Consider the following 24,647-nt stretch of genomic DNA (forward strand, 5'->3'; position numbering starts at 1 on the left):
GGGGAGAGATACCGGGCGTTACGAGTGTCTTTAGCGTTGCCTCTCCAGGAGGAGGACGGCCTTGGCGGTGACGGTCATCTGGTTGGGGCTGATGCGAGATCTGCAGAAGATCTGCCAGGACTTCAGTCGTGCCATGCCGCGTTCGACGGGGGCTCGGGGCCTGGGCGGGTGCGCGGTTGCCCAGACGACTTCGTCGCCCGATCACTGGCCACGCTGAACGGCTCAGTGTCGGCTCCCACGCGCTTGCTTTCCAGTACGACGATCGGGCAATTGGGTGCAGCGGCGATCTTCATGAGGTTCGTTGGGGTGGCGCAGCGCCAGCCGGACTCGATCTCGCCCATCAGCTGCTCGCTGATGCCGATCATGTCGGCGAGTGCCCGCTTGATCAGGCTGGCCTTCTCCCGTGCCCAGGTGACTGCCTCGGGCTCCTGGTGGAGCCTGCTCGGCCGGTTACGGCGGCGGGTGGGCACCTCAACGTCCCTCGGGGTGATCGGTGTGACGGACAGGGTAGGGCGGCAATGAGGGCCGTGCGGTGGCCTCTGCCTGGGCCAGCCCTGGCGGCAGGGCTGACGTGGTGAGCGGTTGCTCCGGATGGTGGGCGAACCAGTCCTCACGGGCGGTGATGAGGGCGGGCAGGACTTCGTCGCGGAGCAAGTCGGCCTGGGCGCGCAGCTTCGACGCGATGTCGGCGAGTTCGCGCGGGTCCAGGCCGAGAATCCAGTGGGCGGGACTGACCTGGATGTTCACGACGGGAACGCGCAGGCGTATGTCGGTGTCGTAGGGGTTGCAGTCGATACTTCCCGCGAAGATCGCGTCTTCCTCTGCGTCGTCCCTGCTGCCCGTCGCGGTAAGGTCCACCATCGGACCCTCGAAGAGGTTCCGGTGGTTGATACCGCCCAGCCGTACCGGCAGTAGGTCGAGCGGCACGTCGGCCTCGCTGGGATCGTCCTCCGCCCCTTCGGGCAGATAGCCGAACGTCGCGAAACCGGACGTCGTGGTGATCGTCCATAAACCCGGTGTGCTCCACGGTCTCGGCTGCCCGACTGCGTCCGCAGGCTGCGGGGCCTGGGCGGCATGCTCCTCGTTGATTGCGGTCTCCTTGAGGGGAAGGTATTGGCTGGTGGTTGCGGCTCCACACTGTCGGGCTGGAGCCAGGAGTCCCGCTTCACGCTCGCCTCGCTGGGCGTCCCGCGCAGTGCTGGTCGTCGGAGTGCTCGTGCTGAGCCGGGCGGTCAGGCTTGGCGTGCGAAGCAGGGTCTTGTTACGCGTTCGCGCGGTGGTAGGCGCGCATGACGGATGTCCCCTCAATGGGTGGACGAGCCTGCACTGTCATCACCGCGTCTCCGCGACGCGCAACGTGCACCATGTGGTCGTGCCGCCGGGGCTCACTCCCCAGTCGTCGGCTATCGCGGCGACGAGGAACAGGCCGCGGCCGGTCTCGCTCTCCTCGTCGACGACGCTCAGCCGCGGGCGGCGGCCGGACCCGTCGTTCACTGCGATCAGCACCCCCTGGAGGGTGATCACGAGACGGAACCCGATCTCGCGGTCCTCGCCGTACCGCAGCGCATTGGTCACCAGCTCGCTCACCGGCAACTGAACGTCGTCCAAGAGCGAGTCCAGGCCCCAGGCGCGCACTTTGGCCGCGCTGATACGGCGAAGCCGCCCCACCCACTGGCCGTCCACGTCCCGTTCAAGGGTGCCGTCCGTGTTGGCGGCGCCGGAGACCCGTACCGCGAACTCATCGCAGATGGGCTCGGCGAGGTCCGGAACGGGGGCCGTAGGTGTGGTATCCGTCGCAGTGTGCGCGGTGCAAGCCATGGGGCCGGCTCCTTTCGACGGGCGCGGAGGAGACGCGACGTCTTCACAGCCGGGATCCGGGTACGCATCGGCGACGGTTGTGCTCGCCGGATGCAGGCCGGCGGCAGCCGAGAAGAGGTCCCGGCGGCGTTCGCGGTCGGCGGCGGTTCGCCGTGGCCGGGTCATGACGCGGCCTCCTGGCCGCCGGGGTGCAGCAGCGCCACCAGTTCACCGCAGAGCGCCTCGGCTTCTTCGGCGGTGAGTACCAGCACCGTCGCGGTGGCGGCGACACGCTTGCCGATTCGGCGGAGACAGACGGGGACGGTGACGCGGCCAGCCTGGGTCAGCTCGGCCGCGCCCGGGGCGCGTTCGATGCGCCAGGCTCGTAACGTCCCGCTCAGTGGTAAGTGACGTCTGGTCATGTCACGCACCGTAGGAGCACGGTTGCGGAGTGACCCTGAGAAAAAATCAGGGCTGACCGACGGTCAGGGCGTACAGATCTCTACGCGGTCATCCCGATGTGCTGCGCCACGTCTCTCAAATCCTGTCGCCACATGGGCTTTTCGCGCTTGAGCAGGTCCGCGACCGCTTCCCGGACGAGTGGCGAGAAGCCCACCTCTTCAGGGGACTGGGCGGTGATCCACTTGAGCATGTAGACGGTGGCGAAGTCGTCGCGCTGGATGCGGTTGCAGTTCATGACCTCGATCAGATAGCGCGTGCGGCGCTCCAGCGGCAACTCGGGTTTGTCGTCCACGTTGTCGGCCACCCGCAGCGCCTCCACCGTGTCGCCCTCCTCGGCCCGCAGGTGCACGGCGTGCATGGCCACGTTCGTCGGGCCGAAGCTGGTGTGCCAGTCGTTGCGGTCGTGCCCGAGTCGAGCGGCGACCCGCTCGGCACCGTGGTACAGATCCCACGCCACCGGGCCCTGGTGATCGCGTACGGCGGCCACGGCAGCCGACAGGTGAAGCGCTCCGTACGCCGACAGATACTCGGCCGAAGCACCCTCGCCCGGGCGGCAGTTGGCGATCGTCTCCCGCGCCAGGGCCACGCTGTCGGCCACATTTCCCGAAGCGGTAAGTACGCATGCCAGGCTCCATGTGGCCGCCGCGAGCAGCGCCGGGTCTCCGACCTGGTCGGCCGGAGCCACGCCCCGGTCGGCCGCCACGCGAGCCTGCACCGGCTCGCCGACGCGCCGCAGCCAGACCTGCGCCATGCCGTACACGGAGATCAGCAGCGCCACCGCCTGCCGCTCCTCTTCCTCGCCCTCCGCATCCCGCACGGCCGCGTAGCCCTGCCGCAGAAGGTCCGGCAGCCGGCCGCCGATGTCGGCGTACCGGTCCCGGGTCTGGGTCTCGTACACGCGCCACGCGTCGTCCACAGCCACCCGGAAGTCGTCCACAGGCATCTCGCCGACCCCGGACGGCAACAACGACGACGGCATGGACAGGACCCGGCGGATCGCGGGCACGGCGTCGTGCTCGGACGGCGACCCCGATACGGCACCCGTCAGGACGCCGCCGGTCAGGTCGGTGAGGTCGCGGACGTGCAGCACCCGCGCGAGATCGATCAGCACCGAAAGGCGGTCGATGGGCAGCATGCCTCTCTCGACCTTGTAGGCCCAGTTCTCCGTCTTGCCGACGAGCTCGGCCATGGCCTTCTGCGACAGGCCCCGGCGCTCGCGGTAGTACCGGATGCGAGCACCGATACCGAAGTCCTGCTCGACAGTCATGGACCGACGTCCCCTCGCCCGTACGGCAGTTGCTGCGCCTTCCCTCGCCAGCGTATGACTTCGGCCGGGACGGCGAGGAGGATCGGCCGACGGTTACCATCCGAGCTACAGCGTGCCCGCGTCCCTCGGGGCGAGTGACATCGATGGAGCCAGCAATGACCTACCGCGGCCTGATCCTCGACTTCGGCGGAGTCCTCACCATCCGGATGCGGCTCAACGGCGAAGCCTTCGAACGCAGCGAAGGACTCGCCCCCGGCACCTACACCCGCGCCCTGAACGAACACCCCGACGGCGTGGCGATCTACAAGGCGCTGGAAGTCGGCGAGGCAACCCAGGAACAGTGGAACCAGGTCATCGGCGGCATCCTCGGCATCGACCCCACCGACCTCATGCGCCGCGCCCTGGCCAACCTCCACCTCGAACCCCGCATGGTCGACGCCGCCCGCCGCGCCCGCGCCGCTGGCATCAAAGTCGCCATGCTCTCCAACAGTTTCGGCCTGACCCCCTTCAATCCCTACGAAGCACTGGGCATGTGGGACGGGCAGTGGGACGCGATCGTCCTGTCCGAACAGCTCGGCGTACGCAAACCTGACCCCGGCATCTACCTCCGTACCCTGGAACAGCTCCAACTGCGCGGGGAGGAATGCGTCTTCGTGGACGACCACGCGGTGAACCTGCCGCCGGCCGCTGCCCTGGGGATCCGTACGATCCACCACACGGACGCCGCCGAGACCGTGGCGCAGCTCGACGCGCTCCTTGATTACGCCGCGCCAGCGACGTAGCTACCCGGCACTCGACAGGTGGCCTCTGCCTTCGTAAGTCGCCGGAACAGAATCTGGAACGGGCAGATACAGGCCCGGATCAAGAAGGCGGCTCGGCATGCGACCTGGCGTGGCGGTTCTACTCGGTTCGCCACCAGCCTCGTCCGGTGTGCCAGTCGCTCGCCCAGGTCAGGACGTCGCCTGCTTGCTGATCCTGAGGTGCATCGGCGTAGGGCGCGGCGCATCCGTCTCTGAGCCACCACACCTGGCCGCGTTGCGGCCCGGCCACCACCAAGGTCCAGTACGCGCCTGGTCTGCCTTTGCCCAGCAGTACCGAGCCGTGCAGGTAGGTCTCGTGGAGCAGCGGCGAGTGGAGGGTGTCGTCGGAGTAGTCGTACTCCCACTGCCACTCCTTGGTGAGTGGGAAGGCGATGCCGGGCACCCGCGGTGCGGTGCCGTCCCTCGGCTCGGGGCTCATCCAGCAGTCCGCCTCCCAGACGAACCAGCTGTCCGGGTTCTCTCCCAGGGGCAGCAGACCGCCTTCGTCGGGCTGGGAAGATCTCGGCCAGGAGGGCGGTCGCACTCGACGTCGCATCGTCCACGCGCCATGGATATCAACGGGGGCCGACGCTCTGACCCCGGCCAGGGTGAGGGTCAACTTACGTGTTCATCAAACCTCTGGGCGGCCCGCTGAGTCCGAACACGGACTACCACGACTGGAAACGGCCCTTGGTGGGAGCCGGGCACGTCTGCCAGCATGCGGGCGCGCTACCTCCACGTGCCGGACGCCATGCTCAAGGACGTGGCGCGGAAGATCGCCGGTGCCATCTGGGGCCACCCGGGAACGCCCACTGTGGACAAAAACCAGGACAACGGGGGCTGAGAAGACACCGATGGCCCCCACCGCGAGCGGTGGGGGCCATCGGCATATTGCCCGGTGAGAGCAATGGCGGAGGATACGAGATTCGAACTCGTGAGGGGTTGCCCCCAACACGCTTTCCAAGCGTGCGCCCTAGGCCACTAGGCGAATCCTCCGGGAGGAACAGTACAGGGCGTGGGGGGGTGGTTGCGAACTCGATGGGGGGGTGGGGGATCGGGTAGGGTGGGCGGCAGCCCCTCACGTGGCGCTATCTCGCTGAACTCCCCCAGGGCCGGAAGGCAGCAAGGGTAGGTGGGCTCTGGCGGGTGCGTGGGGGGTCTTTGCGTGGGCCGGCGGGGATGACGGGGCCGGATGTCGGTGGGCCCGGATAACCTCGTAGGCGTGTCCCTTGCTCTGTACCGCCGCTACCGTCCCGAGTCCTTCGCCGAGGTCATCGGACAGGAGCACGTCACTGACCCGTTGCAGCAGGCGCTGCGGAACAACCGGGTCAATCACGCGTATCTGTTCAGCGGGCCGCGAGGCTGCGGGAAGACGACGAGCGCGCGGATCCTGGCACGGTGCCTGAACTGCGAGCAGGGGCCGACGCCGACGCCGTGCGGGGTGTGCCAGTCGTGCGTGGACCTGGCGCGGGGCGGCGCGGGGTCGATCGACGTGATCGAGATCGACGCGGCGTCGCACGGCGGTGTGGACGACGCCCGTGATCTGCGGGAGAAGGCGTTCTTCAGCCCGGCCAGCAGTCGGTACAAGATCTACATCATCGACGAGGCCCACATGGTCAGCCCGCAGGGCTTCAACGCCCTGCTGAAGGTGGTCGAGGAGCCCCCGGAGCACCTGAAGTTCATCTTCGCGACCACCGAGCCGGAGAAGGTCATCGGCACGATCCGGTCGCGTACGCACCACTATCCGTTCCGGCTGGTGCCGCCCGGCACGCTGCGCGACTACCTGGCGCAGGTGTGCGAGCGCGAGGCCATCGCCGTGGAGGACGGGGTGTATCCGCTGGTCGTACGGGCCGGGGCCGGGTCGGTACGTGACTCGATGTCGGTCATGGACCAGTTGCTGGCGGGCGCGGCGGCGGACGGCGTGACGTACGCCATGGCGACCGCGCTGCTCGGCTACACGGACGCCGCGCTGCTCGACGAGGTGGTGGACGGGATCGCCGCGGGGGACGGGGCGGCGGTCTTCGAGATCGTCGACCGGGTGATCGAGGGCGGGCACGACCCGCGCCGTTTCGTCGCCGACCTGCTGGAACGGCTACGGGACCTGGTGATCATCGCGGCCGTCCCGGACGCCGTGGACAAGGGCCTCATTGACGCGCCGCGCGACGTGGTAGAGCGGATGCAGGCGCAAGCCTCCGTGCTGGGCGCCGCCGAGCTGAGCCGCGCCGCCGACCTGGTCAATACGGGGTTGACGGAGATGCGCGGCGCCACCTCGCCCCGCCTCCAACTGGAGCTGATCTGCGCCCGCGTGCTGCTGCCCGCCGCCTACGAGGACGAGCGCTCGTTGCAGGCCCGCCTGGAACGGCTGGAGCGCGGCGTCGCCGCCGGGGTCTCCGCCGGATTCGCCCAGGGCGGCGGCCCGTCCAGCGGCACGGGTCCGGGTCCGGGTACGGGTCCGGCTGCGGGCGCGCCGCAGGCCGTCGGACCCGCCGCCGCCAGGGCCGCACTCGGCGGCGGCCGTACCTCGGGCGAGAACGGTACGGCGTACGCCCCCGCCCAGGCACCGCCCCCGCACCAGGTCCAACCGCAGGCCCAGCCCCCGGCCCCCGCCGTACCCGCGTACGTACCCTCAGAGGCACCCGCCGCCGAGGCCGCCGCGCCCGCCGCACCGCCCGTGCCGCCGCCCCCCGCCCAGACACCCCCGGCCCAGGTGCCGCCCGCCCAGGCACCCCCCGCCCAGCGCCCCGGCGCCTGGCCGTCCGCCGCCTCGCCCGGCCAGCCGCAGAACCGGACCCCGGCGCAGCCCCCGGCTCAGGCGCCCCCGCCCGCCGCGCCGCAGACCCCACCAGCCCAGACCCAGGCGCAGGCCCCCGCCCCGACCGCCTCGCTCGGCGACCCCAGCCGGGTGCGCCAGATGTGGCCGGACATCCTGGAGGCGGTCAAGAACCGCCGCCGCCTGACCTGGATGCTGCTGTTCAACAACGCCCAGGTGGCGGGCTTCGACGGGGAGACCCTCCAGGTCGGCTTCGACAACCCCGGCGCCCGCAACAGCTTCGCGAACAGCGGCAGCGAGGACGTACTCAAGGCCGCCATCAGCGACGCGCTCGGCGTGCAGTGGAAGATCGAGGCGATCGTGGCCCCGAACGGGGGCGGCGGCGCCGGGAGCGCGGGCGGGCAGGGCGGAGGCGGCGGTTACGGAGGCGGCGGTGGCGCCCCCCGCCCCTCGGGCCCGCCGCAGCCGCCGGCCGGTCGCCAGGGGCAGGACCGGCCCCAGGGCGCCCCGAGACCGGACTTCCAGGCCGGACCCCCCTCGTCCCAGGGCCAGGGACAGGGATACGGGCACGACCAGGGGCCGGGCCAAGGTCAGTACCAGTCCCACTCCTCGTCCCAGGCGCCGTCCGCGTCCTACCAGTCCGGGCCGCCCCCCATGGACGACATGCCGCCTCCGCTGGAGGACGACGTCCCCGAGGACGACGACCCGGATCTCGTCGACTCCGCGCTCAGCGGCCACGACCTCTTCGTGCGGGAGCTGGGCGCCACGGTCATAGAGGAGATCGCGCACGACTGAGGGCGCGGCGCACAGGGCGCGGCGCACAGGGCGCGGCGCCCTCAGCGCGGCGCACAGGGCACGGCGCGGGTGCACGGCTGAACGCACGGCGCGGGGCCCGACCGCGTCCGCGGCCCAGGACCCGGCCCAGGACCCGGCCCAAGACCCGACCCGTCCCCGGCCGAGTTCACCACCGGATTCGGGCACCCCACCGCTGGTGGACGCGTTGTACTCCCGTCGGGTGGTCTCCGCCCGGTTCCGATCCTCCGTACGGCGTAGGGCGCTGGGCCGTACGAACACGTAGGCTCGCCCTGTCACGAAAAAGGTGGCACCGCACCGCAGACGCCAGTCAGGAGTGAAACCGTGATTCCCGGTGGTCAGCCGAACATGCAGGCGCTGCTCCAGCAGGCCCAGAAGATGCAGCAGGACCTCGCCACGGCCCAGCAGGAGCTGGCCGAGACCGAGGTCGAGGGCTCCGCGGGCGGCGGCCTGGTCACCGCGAAGGTGACCGGCGCCGGTGAGCTGCGCGGCCTGGTCATCGACCCCAAGGCGGTCGACCCCGACGACACCGAGACGCTCGCCGATCTGGTGGTCGCCGCGGTGCACAACGCGAACGAGGCGGCGCAGGCGATCCAGCAGGCCAAGCTCGGCCCGCTCGCCCAGGGGCTGGGCGGCATGCCCGGCCTCCCGTTCTGACCCCTCCGGAAACCCCACCGGAGAACCGCGGAAACCGTGAGGAAGGCTCGTCGGCGTGTACGAAGGCGTGGTCCAGGACCTGATCGACGAACTGGGCAGGCTGCCCGGCGTGGGTCCCAAGAGCGCCCAGCGGATCGCCTTCCACATCCTTCAGGCCGATCCGGCGGACGTACGGCGCCTCGCGCACGTGCTGTCCGAGGTGAAGGCGAAGGTGCGGTTCTGCGGGGTGTGCGGCAATGTCGCGCAGGACGAGCAGTGCCGGGTCTGCCGTGACCCGCGCCGCGACCCCTCGGTGATCTGTGTGGTCGAGGAGCCGAAGGACGTGGTGGCGGTCGAGCGGACCCGCGAGTTCCGCGGGAAGTACCACGTGCTCGGCGGCGCGATCAGCCCGATTGAGGGCGTCGGCCCCGACGACCTGCGGATAAGGGAGCTGCTGAGCCGTCTCGCGGACGGCACCGTCACCGAGCTGATCCTCGCGACGGACCCGAATCTGGAGGGCGAGGCGACAGCGACGTACCTGGCCCGGATGGTGAAGCCCATGGGACTGCGGGTCACGCGACTGGCCAGCGGCCTCCCTGTGGGCGGTGACTTGGAGTACGCGGACGAGGTCACGCTGGGGCGGGCCTTCGAAGGGAGGCGGTTGCTGGATGTCTGAGACCGTGACGAAGAAGCAGGACCAGGACCAGGGCCAGAAGCAGGCTCAGGCGCAGGGCCAGAGGCAGGACCGGAAGCAGAAGCAGGACCAGATGCGGGGTCGGGCACAGGACGTGGCGGGCAAGGAGCAGGAACCGGACGAGTTCGCCGTACAGATCGCGGACCAGATCGAGAGCTTCATCCTCTCGGTCCGCGAGGTCGCCAAGGGCGACGATCCGGACAGCGCGGTCCCGTACCTGCTGCTGGAGGTCTCGCAGCTCCTGCTGGCCGGCGGCCGGCTCGGCGCGCACGAGGACATCGTCCCGGACGAGCGGTACGAGCCGGACGTCGGTCCCGAGCCGGACGAGGACGACCTGCGGCAGCGGCTCGCGGCGCTCCTCGAACCGATCGACGTCTACTCCGAGGTCTTCGACCCGTACGTGCCGCGGTCGACGCCGGTGGCCTGCCGTATCTCCGACGACATGGCCGATGTCGTGGCCGATCTCACACACGGCCTCGCGCACTTCAGGGCCGGGAGGATCTCCGAGGCGCTGTGGTGGTGGCAGTTCTCGTATCTGTCCAACTGGGGCTCCACGGCCAGTGCCAGCCTGCGCGCGCTCCAGTCGCTCGTGGCCCACGTACGGCTGGACAGCCCGCTGGACGAGCTGGACGGCCTGGACACCGGCGGCGACGGGGACGACGAGGAGGAGCTGGCCGAGGAGGCGGGCAAGGTCATGGAGGCCGAGCTGGGGACGCTGGGGCTGCGCCCGGCGACGTAGGACGCCCCCGCGCCTCCGGCCGTAAAACTTGCGGCTGATCACGCCTCGGGCGACGTATCTCACCATGCGATACGTGCGGGGCGGATCGTGCCTGCTCGTTAAACTGGGCCGACCGCAACAACCCCTGGAAATCCCCCGGCACCCCCTGGGAATCCCTGAGCGAGGAGCGCACGTGGGCCTTGTCGTGCAGAAGTACGGCGGCTCCTCCGTCGCCGATGCCGAAGGCATCAAGCGCGTCGCCCGACGGATCGTCGACACCAAGAAGGCGGGCCACCAAGTGGTCGTCGTGGTGTCCGCGATGGGCGACACGACGGACGAGCTGATCGATCTCGCGGAGCAGGTGTCACCGATTCCCGCGGGGCGCGAGTTCGACATGCTGCTGACCGCCGGTGAGCGCATCTCGATGGCGCTGCTGGCGATGGCGATCAAGAACCTCGGGCACGAGGCGCAGTCGTTCACCGGCAGCCAGGCCGGAGTGATCACCGACTCGGTGCACAACAAGGCGCGGATCATCGACGTCACGCCCGGCCGTATCCGTACGGCGCTTGACGAGGGCAACATCGCGATCGTCGCCGGATTCCAGGGCGTCTCGCAGGACAAGAAGGACATCACCACGCTCGGGCGCGGCGGCTCGGACACCACCGCGGTGGCGCTGGCGGCGGCGCTGGACGCCGAGGTGTGCGAGATCTACACGGACGTCGACGGCGTCTTCACGGCCGACCCGCGGGTGGTCAAGAAGGCCCGCAAGATGGACTGGATCGCCTTCGAGGACATGCTGGAGCTGGCCAGTTCCGGCTCCAAGGTGCTGCTGCACCGGTGTGTGGAGTACGCGCGCCGCTACAACATCCCGATCCACGTACGGTCGTCGTTCTCCGGGCTGCCCGGCACCTGGGTGAGCAGCGAACGGCCCGCGAACCTTCCGCGACCGCAGCAAGCGCGTGCCGCGTACGAGTCAGCACAGGGAGACAGTCCGATGGAGCAGGCGATCATCTCCGGCGTCTCGCACGACACGTCCGAGGCCAAGATCACGGTGGTCGGCGTGCCGGACAAGCCGGGCGAGGCGGCGACGATCTTCCGGGCCATCGCGGACGCCGAGATCAACATCGACATGATCGTCCAGAACGTGTCGGCCGCGGCCACCGCGCTCACCGACATCTCCTTCACGCTCCCCAAGGCCGAGGGCCAGAAGGCGATGGCGGCGCTGACCAAGGCGCAGACGGTCATCGCCTTCGACTCGCTGCGCTACGACGACCAGATCGGCAAGATCTCGCTGGTCGGCGCGGGCATGAAGACCAACCCCGGTGTCACGGCGACCTTCTTCGAGGCGCTGTCCAACGCGGGCGTCAACATCGAGCTGATCTCGACATCCGAGATCCGTATCTCGGTGGTGACCCGGGTCGACGACGTGAAGCCCGCCGTGCAGGCCGTGCACTCGGCGTTCGGCCTGGACAGCGACAGCGACGAAGCGGTCGTCTACGGAGGGACCGGGCGATGAGCGCCGCGCCGCGACCGTCGCTCGCCGTGGTGGGGGCGACGGGAGCGGTCGGCACGGTGGTGCGCGAACTCCTCAGCACGCGCCAGGACGTGTGGGGGGAGATCCGGCTGGTCGCGTCCGCGCGCTCGGCCGGGCGGCTGCTGCCGGTGCGCGGCACCGAGGCGGAGGTCGTCGCGCTCGACGAGGCGGCCTTCGACGGGATCGATGTCGCGCTCTTCGACGTGCCCGACGAGGTGGCCGCGCGGTGGGCGCCGATCGCGGCGGCCAAGGGCGTGGTCGTGGTGGACAATTCGGGCGCCTTCCGGATGGACGACGAGGTGCCGCTGGTGGTGCCCGAGGTCAACGCGCACGCGGTACGGATGCGCCCGCGCGGCATCGTCGCCAATCCCAACTGCACGACGCTGTCGATGATCGTGGCGGTCGGCGCGCTGCACGCCGAGTTCGGACTGACCGAACTGATCGTCTCGTCGTACCAGGCGGCCTCGGGCGCCGGGCAGGCCGGGATCGCGGCGCTGCGCGACCAGATGACGAAGGTCGCGGGGACGGACGCGGGCACGCAGGCGGGCGATCTGCGCCGCACGGTGGGCGACTTCGGGCCGTTCGCGGCGCCGCTGGCGCTCAATGTGGTGCCGTGGGCGGGCTCGCTCGCGGGCGACGACGGCTGGTCGTCGGAGGAGATGAAGGTACGCAACGAGTCGCGCAAGATCCTCGGGCTGCCCCATCTGCGGGCCACGGCGACCTGCGTACGGGTGCCGGTGATCACGACCCACTCGCTGTCGGTGCACGCGCGGTTCGAGAACGAGGTGACGGTCGCGCGGGCGCACGAGATCCTGCGGAACGCGCCGGGTGTCGTGGTCTCCGACGACCCGGGGCAGGGTGAGTTCCCGACGCCCGCGGACGCGGTCGGCACCGATCCCACGTGGGTGGGGCGCGTACGGCGCTCGCTCGACGACCCGTGCGCCCTCGAACTGTTCGTCTGCGGCGACAACCTGCGCAAGGGCGCGGCGCTGAACGCCGTCCAGATCGCCGAGGTGGTGGCGGCGGACATCGCCGTCTGAGGCCGCTCGGGCGCGTCCTCGGCAATGTGCCCGGGGGCTAAGTTGCTGGTCTGGACCACTTGAACTCACGTACCCGAACGTTGGAGACTTTGCATTCCCCCGCGGGAACCGACTCGCTCGGGGGAGCGTCTTTGTGTCAGCGCACTGCCCTATGGTCTGGTCCCTAAGGTGCTGCACACCGAGCGTGGTCCGGGGGGAAGCGTCGGTGCAAACAGGGCGTTGAGGAAGAGCTGGTACGCATGGGGATATTTGACGCTCCGTCGAGCGGCGTGTCTTGCGCGTACAACCCTGAGGGGGGGATGCGTGTCCAACAGTCGTGGCGGAGGCACTGGGTATCGAGACGGCATTCGGACGGCACGGGACGATCACGCCGCCCCGGCTGCCGCGTCCACGCACGTCGGCGTCCGGTGCGCTCTCCGGTGGCATCCCGGTGATCGCGCCCTGGCCGGTCGTGCGGGTCACGGCCGCGGAAGGCGAGGACTCTGACTCGGCGATGGCAGTAGGCACCACGGTCGACCACCTCACCGAGACCTACCGCGCGCACTACCGTTCACTGCTCGGCCTCGCCGCGCTGCTGCTGGACGACACGGCCTCGTGCGAGGACGTGGTCCAGGAGGCGTTCATCCGGGTGCACTCCGCCCGCAGCCGGGTCCGCGAGCCGGAGAAGACCCTGGCCTATCTGCGCCAGACGGTCGTCAACCTCTCCCGCTCCGCCCTGCGCCGCCGCATCCTGGGCCTGAAGCTGCTCTCCAAGCCGATGCCCGACATGGCGAGCGCGGAGGAGGGCGCGTACGAGATCCTGGAGCGCGACCAGCTCAAGGCCGCGATGCGTACGCTTCAGCGCAGGCAGCGCGAGGTGCTGGTGCTGCGATACTTCGCCGACATGACCGAGGCGCAGGTCGCCGAGACCCTGGGTATCTCCCTGGGCTCGGTGAAGGCGTACGGTTCGCGAGGCATCGCGGCGCTGCGCGTCGCGATGGAGGCGACGGCATGACCACCCCCGACGACGCGCACGGTATGGAAGACCAGAACAAGAACCAGGATCAGGACCAGGGCAAGGGCGCGGACCACGGCGAGGGCCGGGGCCGCGACCTGGGCTTCGGCTCCCCCGACGCCGCTGACGCCTCGGGCTCGGACGGCGCTTCCGCCTCGGGCTCCGGCTCCGACCGCACTTCCGCCTCGGGCTCCGACAGTGCGTCCGGCTACGGCTCCGGTGCCGACGGCCTCTTCGGCCTCGACGGCGGCTTCGACTTCGCCAGTCTCGAACTCGACCTCGACAGTGCCGACGGCGTCGAGCACACCCCGGAGGAGGCGGCGCTGCGGGCGCTGCTGCACAACGCCGTCCAGGGCATAGAGGCGTCCCCGGAGGCGCTCGACCACCTGCGGCGCGCGGTCCCGGCCCGCAGGCAGCACCGTCGGCAGGCGCTGGCCGGTGCCGCCGCGGCCGTGGTCCTGGCCGGCATGGCGGTGCCCGCGCTGATCCACGCCGCCGACACCTCCAGCAGCACCAACGCCCTCCCGGCGAACGTCTCCAGCACCCACGCCTCCGCCCCCGGCCAGGACGGCCACACCAACTACTGGGCGGGCGGCCCCTCCTCGGGCCAGGCGGCCACCGGCACCGGCGGCGCGGGCACCTCGACGAAGAGCCCCACCGACGATCCGCCGCCCGCGACCACCGCCCCCTCGGACTCGGCGGCGGTCTCCGCACCCGACTGCTCCAGCGTCCAGCTCGGCCAGGGCACCAGCTCCGCCGACTCCCCGGACTCCTCCGGCCGCGTCTACGGCTGGTTCCGCGTCGCCAACGTCTCCGGCGTCCCCTGTACGGTCCCCGGCAGCGGGCAGGTGCAGGTCCTCGCCGAGGGCTCGGCCGACCCCTCCCGTATCCAGGTCGTCGGCCACACCCCGGGCGACCCGGCGAGCAGGCTGCCCTCCGGCGTCGACGGACCCGTGGTGCTCGCACCGGGTGACACCTACGAGGTGCAGTTCGCGTGGATCCCCGCGGGCAACGGCACCGGCGGTTGCCCCACGACGCCCACCACGCCGCCGACCACCCCGACACCCACGCCGACGTCGAGCGACCCCGCGAGCACCGGCGGCCCCACCGGCTCCGACCCGGGCACCGGCACGGGCAGCGGCAGCGGCAGCAACGGCGCCTCCACCCAGCTGGGCAGCGGTGACCCGCCGACCAGCCCGCCCCCCGGCAGCGTCGCCCTCAACCACACCCCGGCCGCGGGCGCCCCCGTCGTCGACGGCCCCGTCATCCAGAACGCCTGCGCGGGCACCCTCTACACGACGGCCGCGCTCCCCGGCACCACCAGCGGCAACACCACCCCCGGTACGGGGACGAGCGGCGGCACCGGAACCGACTCGGGAGCGACCGGCTCCGGCTCGTAGGGCCTTCGGGCACTGCGGGTACTTCGGCGACTGCGGGTACTTCGGGGACTTCGGGGAACTCTCCCCGGACCCCCTCCCCGCACCTCGCGGGACCAGGACCGGCGCTCCTGGTCACCGGGGGCCGAGCCCTGCGCCTGGCCGCGCGCCCTGCGTCGGCTCCGGGCCGGTGCGGGTCCCCGGTTGCGGGGCCGCGAACGGCCCCCCGTACCGTTGTGGTGTGTACCGGTTCCTGCTCACCCCGCGCTGGCTGGCGGTCAGCGTGCTGTCGCTGCTCGCCGTGCCGTTCTGCGTCTTCATGGGCAGTTGGCAGTTGAGCCGGTTCGAGCTGCGGGTCGACTCCCACAAGAGCGCCGAGCACGCCCAGGGCAAGGCCGTCGCCGAGGCGGCGGTGCCGTTGGCGACACTGCTGCCGCAGCCGCGCACCCAGGTGCCCGACGGCGCCTCGGGTCGTTCGGTCAGCGCGACCGGCCGCTACGACTCCTCCCATCAGCTCCTGGTCCCCGGCCGCACCCTCGACGGCCACGACGGCTACTACGTACTGACCCCCCTGCGGGTCGGCGCGGACGGCGCCGCCCTGCCCGTCGTCCGCGGCTGGCTGCCGGGCGACGCCTCCTCCGCCGCGCGTACCGGTGCCGTACCGGCCGCGCCGACCGGCGAGGTCACCGTGACCGGCGCCCTCCAGTACCCGGAGAGCACCGGCACCGACGGCGTGCAGTCCAACGGCGCGCTGCCCTCCGGACAGCTCGGCATGATCAGCGCCGCCTCGCTGGTCAATGTGCTGCCCTACCCCGTCTACAGCGGCTGGATCACCGCGAGCGACCCCGCCGCGCCGCTGAAGGCGGTGCCCCCGGCGGCGGCCCCCAACAGCGGCCTGGACATCAAGGCGTTCCAGAACCTCGGCTACACCGGTGAGTGGTTCGTCTTCGCCGGCTTCGTCGTCTTCATGTGGTTCCGACTGGCCCGCCGCGAGGCCGAGACACGCGCCGACGCCGCGCTGGGTCTTGTCCCCGACGACGGTGACGACGAGCCGGGGTCCGGGCCGAAGGCGGAATCAGGGCCGGACGCCTCCGGCGCGGGCCGGGCGGACGCTGTGGTCACCGCGTCGGCGTCCGCCGACGCCTAGGGCCGGACGCTTCCGGCGGGGGCCGGGCGGACGCTGTGGCCAGCGCGTCTGCGTCCGCCGACGCCTGGAGCCGTACGCCGAGGCGCGCCCTGGCCGCATGTCCAGCCGTGCGCTGGCCCGGCTGACTGTCCGGATGCCTTTCGTCCGCCGAGGCGCACGTCCAGCTGTCCGGCCGTACGCGCATCCGCCCGCCCGGCCGCTTGGCCGGAGGCCCGGGGCTGGCCCTGGGGTCGGATCCGGGCCGGTCCAACCCCGGGGCCATCGCCCTGCCGCCTACCCGCCCGCGTGCTTCAGCGCGAAGGCCAGTTCCAGACGGACCTGCTTGATCCGCTCCTCCACGACCAGCGAACCGTGCCCCGCGTCGTACCGGTACACCTCGTGCGGCTTGTCCAGCTCCCGCAGCCGCTCGACGTAGTTGTCGATCTGGCGTATCGGGCAGCGCGGGTCGTTCATGCCCGCGCTGATGTAGACGGGGGCGGCGACCCGCTCGACGTAGGTGAGCGGGGAGGACGCCTCGAAGCGGTCGGGGACCTCCTCGGGGGAGCCGCCGAAGAAGGTGCGGTCCAGCGACTTGAGGGCCTCCATCTCGTCGGCGTACGCGGCCACGTAGTCGGCGACCGGGACCGCCGCTATGCCCACCGTCCACGCCTCCGGCTGGGTGCCGAGGCCAAGCAGGGTCAGATAGCCGCCCCAGGAGCCGCCGGACAGGACCAGCCGCCGCGGGTCGGCGAGGCCCGAGGACACAGCCCACTCGCGGACCGCCGCGATGTCCTCCAGCTCGATCAGGCCGACGCGGTGCTTGAGCGCGTCCGTCCACTCCCGGCCGTAGCCGGTCGAACCGCGGTAGTTGACCCGGACCACCGCGAAGCCGTGGTCGATCCAGGCCGCGGGACCCGCCGCGAAGGAGTCCGAGTCGTGCCAGGTGGGACCGCCGTGGATCTCGAACACGGTCGGGAACGGCCCCTCGCCGACCGGCTTCTGGACCAGCGCGTGGATCCGGCCGGCGGGACCCTCCACCCACGCGTCCTCCACCGGCACCGACTCCGGCGCCCGCAGCCCCGGCGCCTCCAGCACGACGGCGCCGGTCGTGGACCGCACCGCGGGCGGGCGCTGCGCCGACGACCACAGGTACTCCACCGTCCCGTCGGGCCGGGCGGTGGCGCCGCTGACCGAACCCGGCGGGGTGTCGAGCCGCGCCAGGGTGCCGGCCGCCAGGTCGTACCGGAACATCTCGCCGCGCGCCTGGTAGTCGTGGACGACCAGCAGCGCCGAGCCGTCCGGATACCACTCCGCGTGCACGTCACCGGGCAGGTCTATGGCCAGCCGCGTCTCCACGCCGGTCGCGGTGTCCCAGATCATCGGCAGCCAGCGGCCGGACCGCTGGTGTCCGACCAGGAGGCGGGTGTCGCCGACGACGGGGGCGAATCCCAGGCAGTCCAGGCCCAGCTCGGCCCGGCCGCCGTCGGTGTCGTCCAGCTCCGCGACCGTCGAGCCGTCCGCGACCGACAGCACCCGCAGCGCGCTGTGCATCGCGTCGCCGTGCTCGGTGTGCTCGATCACGACCAGCGTGCCGTCCTCCGAGAGGTCGCCGACGCTCGCCGACTCCGCGTGCCGGTAGACCTCGACCGGCTCGCTGTCCGGCCGCACCACGTACACCGACGTGCCCTCGTCGTCGGTGGACCGTCCGACCACGGCCAGGCCGCCGGGGCCCAGCGCGAGACCGGCCGGGTAGGACGCCTCCAGGCCGGGCGCCGCCGGTACGTCCTCACCGCCCGCGAAGGGCTGCCGCATCCATATCCCGAACTCGTCCCCGTCCGTGTCCGAGAACCACCACACCCACGCGCCGTCCCGGCTCAGCGTGCCGTCCGTCGTCCCGTTCGGCCGGTCGGTGACCTGCCGTCGCCCGCCCGTCGTCCGGTCCCAGGCGTACAGCTCGTACGTCCCCGTCACGTTCGACACGAACAGGCTGCGGTCCGGGGCGTCCTCGGCCCACTCGGGCAGCCCGACCCGCGGCGCCCGAAAGCGCTTCTCCCACTCCGGCATGGACCCCGCCGGGGATCCGGTGATCTCGTTCATGCCCCCATGATGCTCCGCCCCGACCACATTCGGGCACCCACTCTTCACAGCCTGTGGATAACTCCGTGCCCCGGCCGCCGCGGATCACCGCCCCGCTGCTACGACGCGCCGCCCGCGGGGGCCGTGCCCGCCGTGCCGCGTACGACCACGACAGGGCACGAGGCGTGCACGGTGACCGTGTGGCTGACCGAGCCGAGGAGGGTAGAGCGGAAGGTGCCGTGGCCGCGCACGCCCACCACGATCAGGTCGGCGCCCTCGCCGCTGTCGAGGATGGCCTGGGCCGGGTTGCCGAGCACGGTACGGCGGGTGACGGTCGCTGCCTGTTCCGGCGTGAGGGCCGCCTCGACGGCCCGCGCCAGGATCTGGTCCGCGTTGGCCTCCAGATCGACGTCGTCGGGCAGCCCCGGCAGCCCGGCCCAGCCGTACGCCGACGGCATCTCCCACGCGATGACTGCTTCCAGTGCGGCGCCGGTCAGGGCCGCCTGCCGCGCGGCCCAGCGCAGCGCCTTGAGCGACGGTTCTGAGCCGTCGACCCCGACGACGATCCTGCCTGCGGCCGTGCCCGTACCGGAGCCGATACCGGAGCCCGTGCCGGAATCGGCGCCTGATCCCGTGCCCGAGCCTTCGGCGGAGCCCGAGCCCGTGCCGGAGCCCGTACCCGCGCCCGCTGCCGTGCCCGTCCCCGTGTTCCGCGCCGCCTCGCCCATGGTCGTCTCCCTTGCCTCGCTTGCCCGTCCGACCCCGGAAACGGTCGGCCCACACGCCAAGCGTGCGTGACAAGCGGTGCGTGGCGGGGCATTTCGGGCGGTCGCCGGTCCGCGTCGGATACGCGTCCGGCTTCCGGGCCGGGTCGGCGCGCGCGGCTCCGCGCCGTCGTGGAAGCGGAGGGGCCGGGCCTTCGCGCCTTCGCTGGATACGGAGTTGGCGCCCGCGCGACTCACCGCTGCGGCCGTGGGAAACGGGCTACTGACGGAGGTAGCGGTCGCGCACCAGGGTGAACCGCATGGCCCACTCGGTCAGTTCGGCCAGGCTGCGGCTGGACACGCGGCCGGTGCGGATGGTGCCGTTCGTCAGGACGACGGCCATCCGGAAGACGGATTCGTGGTCCTCCACGACGCACTCGGCGAAACGGATCATCGGCCAGGGGAGGTCGACGGTCTGGCCGTTCTCGCCGAGGGAGATGCCGTAATCGTCCGCAAGTAGTGCGTTCTTCCGGTCCATCGCCAGGAATTCGGGGACGTCGTCCTCCGGCGACCAGGCCGGGACGCCCGGGACCGGGGCGGGCGAATGCGCCGGGTAGGCCGTGGCCAGCGAGGTCGACGGCGGGGTCGACGGCGGGATCGACGGCGGGATCGACGGACCGGGGACGCCGGGCGCGTACGGGGGAGGCGGCGGAACGGCCCCTGAGGCGTACGGGTTGGCGGCGGCCGGAGGAGGCGGGGGTACGGGAGTCCGCGGGTCCGAGGGGCGGGGGGCCGCGTCCCCGGTGCGGTGCGGGGCGTCGCCCGTACCCGCCTCGGCCGTACCCGAATCGCCCAACCAGTCGAGGAGTTGGTCCGTGCTCGGGCGGTGGGAGGGCTCCTTCGTGAGGCAGGCCGCGACCATCGGGCGGATCGCCTCCGGGACCGCGGAGACGTCGGCCTCGTGGTGCACGGAGCGGTACATCAGGGCGACCGGGGTGCCGCCGCCGAAGGCGCTGCCGCCCGCGGCGGCCACCAGGACCGCGCCGAGCGCGAAGATGTCGGCGGCGCCGTCCACGTCACGGCCCTCGGCCTGCTCGGGGGCGAGGAAGCCGGGGGTGCCGAAGGAGGTGCCCGTGGTGGTGATCCGGGTGTTCTCCACGGTGCGTGAGATGCCGAAGTCCAGTACGCGCGGGCCGTCTTCGGCCATGATGATGTTGCCTGGTTTGAGATCGCGATGCACCAGACCGCAGCGGTGGATCGCCTCCAGCGCCTCGGCGAGCGCGGCGCCCAGCGCCTTGAGCTGTACTTCGCCCATCGGGCCCCGCGCGGCGTGCAGTTGGCCGAGCGTCGGACCCTGCACGTACGCCGTCGCCAGCCACGGTGCCTCCGCGTCCGGGTCCGCGTCCACCACCGGCGCCGTATGGAAACCGCCCACCATGCGCGCCGCGGCGACCTCGGCGCGGAAGCGCTCCCTGAAGGACGGGTCCGCGGCCAGTTCCGGCCGCGCCACCTTTACCGCCACGTGGCGGCCTCCCCGCGAACGGGCCAGGTACACCAGGCCCATTCCGCCTTCGCCGAGCTTGCGAACGACGACGTAGCTTCCGATGCGGGTCGCTTTCGCGTCGGCGCCTGTCGCTGTGCCGTTGGAGCCGTTCGAGGCGCTCGCGCCGTTCGTATCGCTCGTGCCGCTCGTGTCGTTCGGGCCGTGCACGCCCAGCCGCCTCCTCGCGTCCCCCGTCTGGCCAGGCGCCCAGTATGACGGCCCCTCTGCGGAGTGCGGTCCCTCATTTCGCGCGGGTGCGGGCCCCGCCCTACGACAGCAGGGAGCGGATTGCGGCGCGGTCGACGGTGGTGAGGGCGCGGACGAGGGGCGGGGTGAGGAAGACGAGGAGGAGGCCGAGGAGGGAGGCGCCGGCGATCTGGAGGGGGGAGGAGAGGTAGTAGGCGTGGTGGACGCCGCCGGAGGTGTACTCGAAGAGGCGGTAGCCGGGCCAGTCGACGTAACGGGGGAAGACCCACGCGTAGGCGGGGTAGAGGGCGACGGTCCAGCCGGTGACGAGGAAGGTCAGGGTGAGGACGAAACTCGCGACGCGCCAGGGGAACATGAGGACCTGGAAGAGGAGGGCCTTCCAGGCCGAGGCGTCGCGGAGCCTGGCGGTCATGGCGGCCCAGCGGCCGGGGGTACGGGGCGCGGGTACGGGGGCGGGCTCGCCGACGCGGAGGGAGAGCAGGCTCCCGGCGCGGGCGCGTTCGGCGCCGCAGAGCGCGCGGGCCCCGGTCAGCATCGCGGCCAGGACGGGCACCCCGATCGCGGTGAGGACGAGGCTGGTGCCGACGGCGAACATCGTGACGGCGAAGACGAATCCGGCGATGGCGATCGGTAGCGATGTGAGCGCGTAACCGACCTCGCGGAAGGTGACGGCGGAGAAGGGCGCGCGCCAGAAGCCGGGCGGGACGCGGCCGGGTCCTGGACCCTTCGCGGGCGAACCGTACGCGGGATGCCCGGCGTCCGGAGCCGCCAGCAGGCCGGGCCGGGCCTGCGACGCGGCGGCGGGAGGAGAGGAGTGCGGCTGCGCGGTGGACGCCTGAGTGGCGGCGGCCTGAGTGGCGGATGCCTGCGCGGCGGACGCCTGAGTGGCGGCGGTCTGAGCGGCGGCGCTCTGAGTGGCGTGGGGGAATGTGCTGGCGGTCATCGCTGGCCTCGAATCATCGCGGTGGGGACCGTTCCGTCCTGATACCTAGACGATCCCGCTCGGCACCCCTCTCGCGGCATCCGGCAGCCCGGCCGGTCGGGGGTGGGGCCAGCCCCACCCCCTGCCATTCTTGAACGGTGCGCGAAACAGGAGACGTCCCGCCCGAATCCGGCCCGTCCGGCCCGTCAGACCCCGCCGGCCTGTCAGCCCCCGCAGCCCCCGCCGCCCCCGTCGTCATGAGCGGTACGCCCGGCTCCTTCGCCAGGAGCGTGCTGGCCGACCGCCACCCGGCGCTGATCAGGCAGGTAGCGGACGCCTTCCCGTACCCGCCCGAGCAGCGCCGCGCACTCGACGCGCTCGCGGAGGAGACGGCCGCGCCCGCCTCGGCCGACGCGACCTCGGGCCCGCCGATCGGCCCGCTGTCGACCCGCACCGGCACCGACACCCGCGCCGACGACGTCCGACGGTGGGCGGAATGGGGCGCGGAGGCGTACGTCGGCCGTACGTCGTGGTACGAGGTGCCCTTCCTGTGGGCGGAGAGCTACTTCTACCGCAGGCTGCTGGACGCGGTCGGCTACTTCGGGCCGGGGCCGTGGCAGGGCGTCGACCCCTTCGCGCCGTTCAAGCGCGCCGAGTTGACCGGGCCCGAGGTCGCCGACGAACTGGCCGCCCTCGACGCGCTCGACGACCTCGCCCCCGACGACCGGGACCGCGCCGTCCTCCAAGGCGCCCTGTGGGGCAACCGCGCGGACCTCGGCTTCCGCATCTCCGCGAACGGGCCTACGGCGCACGGGTCTACGGCGGAAGCGTCCTCTACGAACGCGTCCTCTACGAACGCGTCCTCTACGAACGCGTCCTCCACGAACACGTCCTCCGCGCACGCGTCCCCCACCCACGCCCCCACAAGCACCCCCTCCGACGACCTCCTCGCCGACGACAGCGCCGCCCTCTGGCGGCACCTCGCCGCCGCCCCGCCCGGCACCGCGGCGGTGACCGTGATCGCCGACAACGCGGGCCGGGAGCTGATCCCCGACCTGATCCTGATCGACCATCTCCTGCACACCGGCCGCGCCGCCACCGCGGTCCTGCACGTGAAGCCGTACCCGTACTTCGTCTCGGACGCGACGACCTCGGACGTCGTCGACTGCCTGCGCCGGATCGGGCAGGCGCCGGGCCGCAGAGCACGGGAGACGGGCGCGCGGCTGTGGTCGGCGCTGGGCACCGGCCGACTCGTCGTCCGCGCGCACCCGTTCGCCTGCGCGCCGCTGCCGTACGCGGACATGCCCGCCGATCTGCGGGCCGAACTGGGCCGCGCCACACTGACGGTGCTCAAGGGCGACCTCAACTACCGCCGCCTGGTGGGCGACCGCCTGTGGCCCCCGACGACCGAATTCTCCCTGCCCACCGGCTACTTCCCGAGTCCGCTGGCCGCCCTGCGCACCCTCAAGTCCGATGTCATCGTCGGCCTCGACGCCGGTACGGTCACCGCGCTCGACGCCAACAGCGCGGCGAACGGCGCGGCTTGGCGTACGAGCGGGACGTACGCCGTCGTCCAGGTGCGTACGGTCTGAAGCTCCGGCCCCGCGGGGAAGGACCGTCTCCGCCCTCTTCCCCGGCACGCCCGGACACACCGGGCCGCACCCTCTAGGCTGCAACCGCCGTACGCGCATGATCAGTTGATCAGACGCGTGCGGTGCAGCGCGCACCGACAGCGTGAGACGACACAGGACGACGACGTGAAGGGCGGACAGGGCGATGGGTGTGGCGATCCGGAGGGCCGGGGCGGACGACCGGGAGGTCGTGGTCGGGGTGCTGGACAAGGTGTTCAGGAACGACCCCGTGAGTAGCTGGGTCTTCCCCGACCCGGAGCACCGGCTGCGCAAGCACGCGTCGTTGATGGGCGCCTTCGCCGACCAGGTACTCGCCGACGGCTACGTCGACATGACGGAGGACGGCAAGGCGGTCGCCCTGTGGATGTCGATACCCGCGACCACCGACGCGCCCGAGGACGCCCAGGCGCACGCGGACGACGACGACCCCGCCGCCTTCCGCGAGGCGGTCGACCCGGACAACGAGCGTGTCGAGCAGATCGCCCGCATCCTCGGCGAGGGCCACCCCACGGGCCCCGCCCACGAATACCTGCTGCTCATCGCCGTGGACGCGGAGTTGCAGGGCCAGAGCCGCGGCACCGAACTGATCTCCGCCGTCCTCGAACGCTGCGACCGCGACGGCCTGTCCGCGTATCTGGAGGCCAGCAGCGAGCGCAGCCGCGGCCTGTACGAGCGGCTCGGCTTCGTCTTCACCGGCCGCACGATCGACCTCCCGGACGGGCCTCACATGTGGCCGATGTGGCGCGAGCCGCGCGCCGCGGCCGTATAGGCGTACGCGCAGCCGTACAGGCAGCCGTACCTCCTAGGTGGAGGTACGGCACCCCCGCCCGCGGGTAAGGAGCAGGAGAGGCACGGCTGTTGGTACGCGGCCGCGCGCGGGGGAGAGGCGGCGGGGCGATGACGGACACGGGAGCGGCAGCCGGTACGAATACGGGTACGGGTACGGGTACGGGCGGCGGTTCGCGGGACGCGGCGGGGACGAACGGCCCGGCCACCCTGCGCCAAGTCGCCGGACTCGCCCAACGGCACGGCTTCGGCGAGTCCCGCGCCGTCCACGCGCTCGGCGGCGGTGACGTCGGCTGCGTCGCCTTCGGCCTCGCGGTCGTCCTGCTCGCGCCCGGCATCGGCCTGGTCCTCCACCCGTACAACCCGGTGGTCACCTCGATCGGCGTCACCTTCCTCGTCCTCGCCCTCGCGCTGCCGATCACCGCGTTCCGTTACGAGAAGCGCCGCGACAACCGCATCCCGCGGCTGCACGTCTTCGACGGCGGCATCGTCATCACCCGCCCGGCCCGGATCGACGTCCACGCCTGGCCGGACATCCGCGTCGTCGAGCGCGAGGACTCCGTCGCCATCGGCCAGGGCGGCACGACGCGTCAGGTCCACCGCCTCGAACTGCACGCGATAGACGGCGACGTGCTGTGCTCCCTGGGCGACGCCTTCGACACCGTCACCGTCGTCAGAGCCGCGATCGCGGGCGGCGCGCATACGTCATAGCGACGCGCGACCGAGAGCGCGCAGGTCCGTCAACTCGGCA

Annotated in this window: 22 protein-coding genes, 1 tRNA gene, 1 other RNA gene and 3 pseudogenes; 15 read left to right on the forward strand and 12 right to left on the reverse strand. The window is 71.8% G+C overall.

Going from position 1 to position 24,647, the window contains the following annotated elements:
- Positions 1 to 30 precede the first annotated feature (30 nt).
- The 6 genes and pseudogenes from ACZ4EF_RS00245 to ACZ4EF_RS00270 all read right to left on the reverse strand — a co-directional run.
- Positions 31 to 187 (reverse strand): annotated as a pseudogene (locus ACZ4EF_RS00245) (IS5/IS1182 family transposase); the annotation flags it as partial.
- A 79-nt stretch (positions 188 to 266) separates the two neighbouring features.
- Positions 267 to 470, reverse strand: a pseudogene (locus ACZ4EF_RS00250) (helix-turn-helix domain-containing protein); the annotation flags it as partial.
- Position 471: 1 nt separating this feature from the next.
- Positions 472 to 1,308, reverse strand: a complete 837-nt coding sequence (locus ACZ4EF_RS00255) for a DUF6907 domain-containing protein (protein ID WP_467501911.1) — start codon at positions 1,306 to 1,308, stop codon at positions 472 to 474.
- A 24-nt stretch (positions 1,309 to 1,332) separates the two neighbouring features.
- A complete protein-coding gene (locus ACZ4EF_RS00260; RefSeq protein WP_467501913.1) occupies positions 1,333 to 1,818 on the reverse strand; it encodes an ATP-binding protein in 486 nt (161 codons plus the stop codon).
- A 161-nt stretch (positions 1,819 to 1,979) separates the two neighbouring features.
- Positions 1,980 to 2,219 (reverse strand): hypothetical protein, encoded by a 240-nt coding sequence (locus ACZ4EF_RS00265; protein ID WP_467501915.1) that lies wholly within the window; start codon positions 2,217 to 2,219, stop codon positions 1,980 to 1,982.
- 80 nt (positions 2,220 to 2,299) lie between these two features.
- Positions 2,300 to 3,526 carry a helix-turn-helix domain-containing protein gene (locus ACZ4EF_RS00270; RefSeq protein WP_467501916.1) on the reverse strand — a complete coding sequence of 409 codons (1,227 nt, stop codon included), beginning with the start codon at positions 3,524 to 3,526 and terminating at the stop codon, positions 2,300 to 2,302.
- Between the two features lie 155 nt (positions 3,527 to 3,681).
- Between ACZ4EF_RS00270 and ACZ4EF_RS00275 the strand changes: the two genes are divergently transcribed.
- A complete protein-coding gene (locus ACZ4EF_RS00275) occupies positions 3,682 to 4,308 on the forward strand; it encodes an HAD-IA family hydrolase (RefSeq protein WP_467501918.1) in 627 nt (208 codons plus the stop codon).
- A 118-nt stretch (positions 4,309 to 4,426) separates the two neighbouring features.
- Here ACZ4EF_RS00275 and ACZ4EF_RS00280 read toward each other — a convergent pair whose 3' ends face one another.
- Positions 4,427 to 4,882, reverse strand: a complete 456-nt coding sequence (locus ACZ4EF_RS00280; RefSeq protein ID WP_467501920.1) for a hypothetical protein — start codon at positions 4,880 to 4,882, stop codon at positions 4,427 to 4,429.
- Between the two features lie 59 nt (positions 4,883 to 4,941).
- On the opposite strand from ACZ4EF_RS00280, the pseudogene ACZ4EF_RS00285 reads away from it, so the two are divergent.
- A pseudogene (locus ACZ4EF_RS00285) lies at positions 4,942 to 5,170 on the forward strand (site-specific integrase); the annotation flags it as partial.
- A 64-nt stretch (positions 5,171 to 5,234) separates the two neighbouring features.
- On the opposite strand, the gene ACZ4EF_RS00290 reads toward ACZ4EF_RS00285, so the two are convergent.
- Positions 5,235 to 5,322: transfer RNA gene (locus tag ACZ4EF_RS00290), tRNA-Ser, on the reverse strand.
- A 73-nt stretch (positions 5,323 to 5,395) separates the two neighbouring features.
- Here ACZ4EF_RS00290 and ffs point away from each other — a divergent pair.
- The 10 genes from ffs to ACZ4EF_RS00340 all read left to right on the forward strand — a co-directional run bounded on the left by ffs (position 5,396) and on the right by ACZ4EF_RS00340 (position 16,048).
- An RNA gene (ffs, locus tag ACZ4EF_RS00295) (signal recognition particle sRNA small type) lies at positions 5,396 to 5,492 on the forward strand.
- A gap of 26 nt (positions 5,493 to 5,518) precedes the next feature.
- Positions 5,519 to 7,891 (forward strand): DNA polymerase III subunit gamma and tau, encoded by a 2,373-nt coding sequence (locus tag ACZ4EF_RS00300; RefSeq protein ID WP_467501922.1) that lies wholly within the window; start codon positions 5,519 to 5,521, stop codon positions 7,889 to 7,891.
- 342 nt (positions 7,892 to 8,233) lie between these two features.
- Positions 8,234 to 8,566, forward strand: coding sequence for a YbaB/EbfC family nucleoid-associated protein (locus ACZ4EF_RS00305; RefSeq protein WP_391042507.1), 333 nt, complete (start codon positions 8,234 to 8,236; stop codon positions 8,564 to 8,566).
- 55 nt (positions 8,567 to 8,621) lie between these two features.
- A complete protein-coding gene (gene recR / locus ACZ4EF_RS00310; protein WP_355335946.1) occupies positions 8,622 to 9,221 on the forward strand; it encodes a recombination mediator RecR in 600 nt (199 codons plus the stop codon).
- A gap of 91 nt (positions 9,222 to 9,312) precedes the next feature.
- The gene (locus ACZ4EF_RS00315) at positions 9,313 to 9,978 is read left to right on the forward strand and encodes a DUF5063 domain-containing protein (protein WP_391043543.1); all 666 of its coding nucleotides are present in this window, start codon (positions 9,313 to 9,315) and stop codon (positions 9,976 to 9,978) included.
- 172 nt (positions 9,979 to 10,150) lie between these two features.
- Positions 10,151 to 11,473 (forward strand): aspartate kinase, encoded by a 1,323-nt coding sequence (locus ACZ4EF_RS00320; RefSeq protein ID WP_355335948.1) that lies wholly within the window; start codon positions 10,151 to 10,153, stop codon positions 11,471 to 11,473.
- The gene (locus tag ACZ4EF_RS00325) at positions 11,470 to 12,531 is read left to right on the forward strand and encodes an aspartate-semialdehyde dehydrogenase (protein WP_467501925.1); all 1,062 of its coding nucleotides are present in this window, start codon (positions 11,470 to 11,472) and stop codon (positions 12,529 to 12,531) included. The genes ACZ4EF_RS00320 and ACZ4EF_RS00325 overlap by 4 nt, the downstream gene beginning before the upstream one ends.
- A gap of 364 nt (positions 12,532 to 12,895) precedes the next feature.
- Complete coding sequence (locus tag ACZ4EF_RS00330; protein ID WP_355336423.1) at positions 12,896 to 13,525, forward strand: SigE family RNA polymerase sigma factor; 630 nt, start codon at positions 12,896 to 12,898, stop codon at positions 13,523 to 13,525.
- Positions 13,522 to 14,925 carry a hypothetical protein gene (locus tag ACZ4EF_RS00335; protein ID WP_467501927.1) on the forward strand — a complete coding sequence of 468 codons (1,404 nt, stop codon included), beginning with the start codon at positions 13,522 to 13,524 and terminating at the stop codon, positions 14,923 to 14,925. Before ACZ4EF_RS00330 ends, ACZ4EF_RS00335 begins: the two co-directional genes overlap by 4 nt.
- 217 nt (positions 14,926 to 15,142) lie before the next feature.
- Complete coding sequence (locus tag ACZ4EF_RS00340; RefSeq protein WP_467501929.1) at positions 15,143 to 16,048, forward strand: SURF1 family protein; 906 nt, start codon at positions 15,143 to 15,145, stop codon at positions 16,046 to 16,048.
- A 273-nt stretch (positions 16,049 to 16,321) separates the two neighbouring features.
- Here the strand turns inward: ACZ4EF_RS00340 and ACZ4EF_RS00345 are convergent, their stop codons facing one another.
- From ACZ4EF_RS00345 to ACZ4EF_RS00360, 4 genes are all read right to left on the reverse strand, one after another.
- Positions 16,322 to 18,124, reverse strand: coding sequence for a S9 family peptidase (locus tag ACZ4EF_RS00345; RefSeq protein WP_467501931.1), 1,803 nt, complete (start codon positions 18,122 to 18,124; stop codon positions 16,322 to 16,324).
- Between the two features lie 98 nt (positions 18,125 to 18,222).
- Positions 18,223 to 18,702 carry a universal stress protein gene (locus ACZ4EF_RS00350; protein ID WP_391159583.1) on the reverse strand — a complete coding sequence of 160 codons (480 nt, stop codon included), beginning with the start codon at positions 18,700 to 18,702 and terminating at the stop codon, positions 18,223 to 18,225.
- A 385-nt stretch (positions 18,703 to 19,087) separates the two neighbouring features.
- Positions 19,088 to 20,413, reverse strand: a complete 1,326-nt coding sequence (locus ACZ4EF_RS00355) for a serine/threonine-protein kinase (RefSeq protein WP_467502613.1) — start codon at positions 20,411 to 20,413, stop codon at positions 19,088 to 19,090.
- 205 nt (positions 20,414 to 20,618) lie between these two features.
- A complete protein-coding gene (locus tag ACZ4EF_RS00360) occupies positions 20,619 to 21,500 on the reverse strand; it encodes a sensor domain-containing protein (protein WP_467501933.1) in 882 nt (293 codons plus the stop codon).
- 236 nt (positions 21,501 to 21,736) lie between these two features.
- Here ACZ4EF_RS00360 and ACZ4EF_RS00365 point away from each other — a divergent pair, with 236 nt between their 5' ends.
- The 3 genes from ACZ4EF_RS00365 (at position 21,737) to ACZ4EF_RS00375 (ending at position 24,607) form a co-directional block, all read left to right on the forward strand.
- Positions 21,737 to 23,071: a damage-control phosphatase ARMT1 family protein gene (locus ACZ4EF_RS00365; protein ID WP_467501935.1), complete on the forward strand. Its 1,335-nt coding sequence runs from the start codon at positions 21,737 to 21,739 to the stop codon at positions 23,069 to 23,071.
- Between the two features lie 184 nt (positions 23,072 to 23,255).
- Complete coding sequence (locus ACZ4EF_RS00370; protein ID WP_355335962.1) at positions 23,256 to 23,879, forward strand: GNAT family N-acetyltransferase; 624 nt, start codon at positions 23,256 to 23,258, stop codon at positions 23,877 to 23,879.
- Positions 23,880 to 24,007: 128 nt separating this feature from the next.
- Positions 24,008 to 24,607 (forward strand): hypothetical protein, encoded by a 600-nt coding sequence (locus ACZ4EF_RS00375; protein WP_467501937.1) that lies wholly within the window; start codon positions 24,008 to 24,010, stop codon positions 24,605 to 24,607.
- Positions 24,608 to 24,647 lie beyond the last annotated feature (40 nt).

The organism is Streptomyces sp. NPDC025721 (assembly GCF_055558595.1).